General features: G+C 75.4%; 1 protein-coding gene and 2 pseudogenes. All 3 read left to right on the top strand.

What is annotated here, in order from left to right; translation table 11 throughout:
• Nucleotides 1-355 (top strand): annotated as a pseudogene (locus SJ20_RS08715) (tetrapyrrole methyltransferase); the annotation flags it as partial.
• Nucleotides 356-532: 177 nt separating this feature from the next.
• Nucleotides 533-1810, top strand: coding sequence for a phosphopyruvate hydratase (gene eno, locus SJ20_RS08710; protein WP_044659636.1), 1278 nt, complete (start codon nt 533-535; stop codon nt 1808-1810).
• 137 nt (nt 1811-1947) lie between these two features.
• A pseudogene (locus SJ20_RS08705) lies at nt 1948-2305 on the top strand (septum formation initiator family protein); the annotation flags it as partial.

The following is a 2305-nucleotide window of genomic DNA, read 5'->3' as shown; positions in this document are numbered from 1 at the left end:
AATCTGTTCGGCGAGCGCGCCCGCCGCCCCGGCCCACGACGACGGCGGCACCGGCCCGGGCCTCGACGTCGGCGACATCCCGGCCCGGCTGCCGGCGCTGGCCGCCGCCGCGAAGGTGGTGGACCGCGCGGCTCGGCAGGAGCCGGACCCGCTCGCCGCGCACGTCCCCGCGCCGGCCGCCGAGGCGGGGGAGCGCCCGGCGGCGGGGTGGCCGGACGAGGCCGCGCTCGGGGCGGAGCTGTTCACGCTGGTGCGCCGGGCCCGGGCGGCGGGGCTGGACCCCGAACGGGCCCTGCGCGCCACGGTGGCCCGGGTGCGTGCCGGGGACTGGGCGGCGCTGCGCCCGTCCGGCTGACGCGACGCCGCTCCGGCCCGGCCGCAGTCCCGACCGCGCCCCAGCGACATCGCAGCAGGGGGGAACGGCGGTCTTGTCGCCGGCGCGCGGCCGACCGGAACCGGAGGTCCCCGCTAGGCTGAGGCCGTGTCCACGCCGCGGGCACGACTTCCGACTTCGATTGAAGGAGACCCGTCCATGGCCCTGATCGACGCCATCCACGCTCGCGAGATCCTCGACTCGCGCGGCAACCCCACCGTCGAGGTGGAGGTCCTGCTCACCGACGGCTCCCTGGGCCGCGCGGCCGTGCCCTCGGGCGCCTCCACCGGCGAGTTCGAGGCGGTCGAGCGCCGTGACGGGGACAAGAAGCGCTACGGCGGCAAGGGCGTGCTGGACGCCGTCGCCGCGGTCGAGGGCATCGCGGAGGAGCTCGAGGGCGAGTTCGCCGCGGACCAGCGCGCCGTGGACCGCGCGATGCGGGACCTGGACGGCACCCCCAACAAGGGCACGCTGGGCGCGAACGCGATCCTGGGCGTGTCGATGGCCGTCGCCGTGGCCGCCGCGCAGGCCTCCGACCTCATGCTCTACAAGTACCTGGGCGGCCCGAACGCCCACGTGCTGCCCGTGCCGATGATGAACATCCTCAACGGTGGCGCCCACGCGGACTCCAACGTGGACATCCAGGAGTTCATGATCGCCCCGATCGGCGCCCCGTCCTTCCGCGAGGCCCTGCGCTGGGGCACCGAGGTCTACCACGCCCTGAAGACCGTGCTGCAGGAGAAGGGCCTGTCCACCGGCCTGGGCGACGAGGGCGGGTTCGCCCCGTCCCTGGAGTCCAACCGGGCCGCCCTGGACCTCATCGCCGAGGCCGTGACGAAGGCCGGCTACCGCCTGGGCGAGGACATCGCGCTGGCGCTGGACGTCGCCTCCTCCGAGTTCTTCGACAAGGGCTCCTACACCTTCGAGGGCCAGCAGCGCTCCGCCGAGGAGATGGCCGCCTACTACACCGAGCTGGTGGACAACTACCCGATCGTCTCCATCGAGGACCCGCTCGACGAGGACGACTGGGACGGCTGGCAGCACCTGACGGCGCAGCTGGGCGATCGCGTCCAGCTGGTGGGCGACGACCTGTTCGTCACCAACGTGGAGCGGCTGCAGCGCGGCATCGACGAGAAGGCCGGCAACGCCCTGCTCGTGAAGGTCAACCAGATCGGCTCCCTGACCGAGACCTTCGACGCGATCGCCCTGGCCCAGCGCCACATGTTCCACTGCATGATCTCGCACCGCTCGGGCGAGACCGAGGACACGTTCATCGCGGACCTCGCGGTGGCCACCAACGCCGGCCAGATCAAGACCGGCGCCCCGGCCCGCTCGGACCGCGTGGCCAAGTACAACCAGCTGCTGCGCATCGAGGAGGACCTGGTCGACGCCGCCGTCTACGCGGGCCGCTCCGCCTTCCCGCGCTTCCGCGGCTGACCGTCCCCGACGACGACGCGCGGGCCCGCCCGGATCCCTCCGGGCGGGCCCGCGTCCGTCCCGGGTGTGGCCAGGAGCCTGTCAGGGGCGGGCAGTAGGCTGTGGGGGTCCCCGCCACGCGTCCGAAGGAGTCCGCGATGAGTCCGCGCCGCCCCCGCGTGCCCCGTGTCGACCCGACGACGGGCGCCCCGCGCCGGACCGCCGTCGCCGCCCCGGCGGCCCCGACGACGGCCTCCCCGAAGGCGGACGCGCCCACGCCGACCCCTGAGGCCACCACGCCGACGCCCGCGGCCACGGGCGCCGAGGTCATCGACCTGCACAGCGTCCAGGAGCGCCGCCAGGCCGGTCACCACGGACACCTGGACGGGCACCCGGACGCGGACCGGGCTGACACGGCCCCCGCCGGGGACACCGCCGCCCCCGCATCCCCGTCGGCACCCCCGCGCCGGACGGCGTCGGCCCGCCCGGCCGGGCGTCGGCCCCGGCCCGCCCCCC

The organism is Micrococcus sp. MS-ASIII-49 (genome assembly GCF_000946635.1).
GTDB lineage: Bacteria > Actinomycetota > Actinomycetes > Actinomycetales > Micrococcaceae > Micrococcus > Micrococcus luteus.
Note: the sequence above shows the minus strand (reverse complement) of the source record. Positions and strands in the feature narration are given on the sequence as shown.

Coding starts and splice junctions, on each gene's coding strand:
- eno (WP_044659636.1), top strand. CDS start 533: ATGGCCCTGATCGACGCCATCCACGCTCGCGAGATCCTCGACTCGCGC.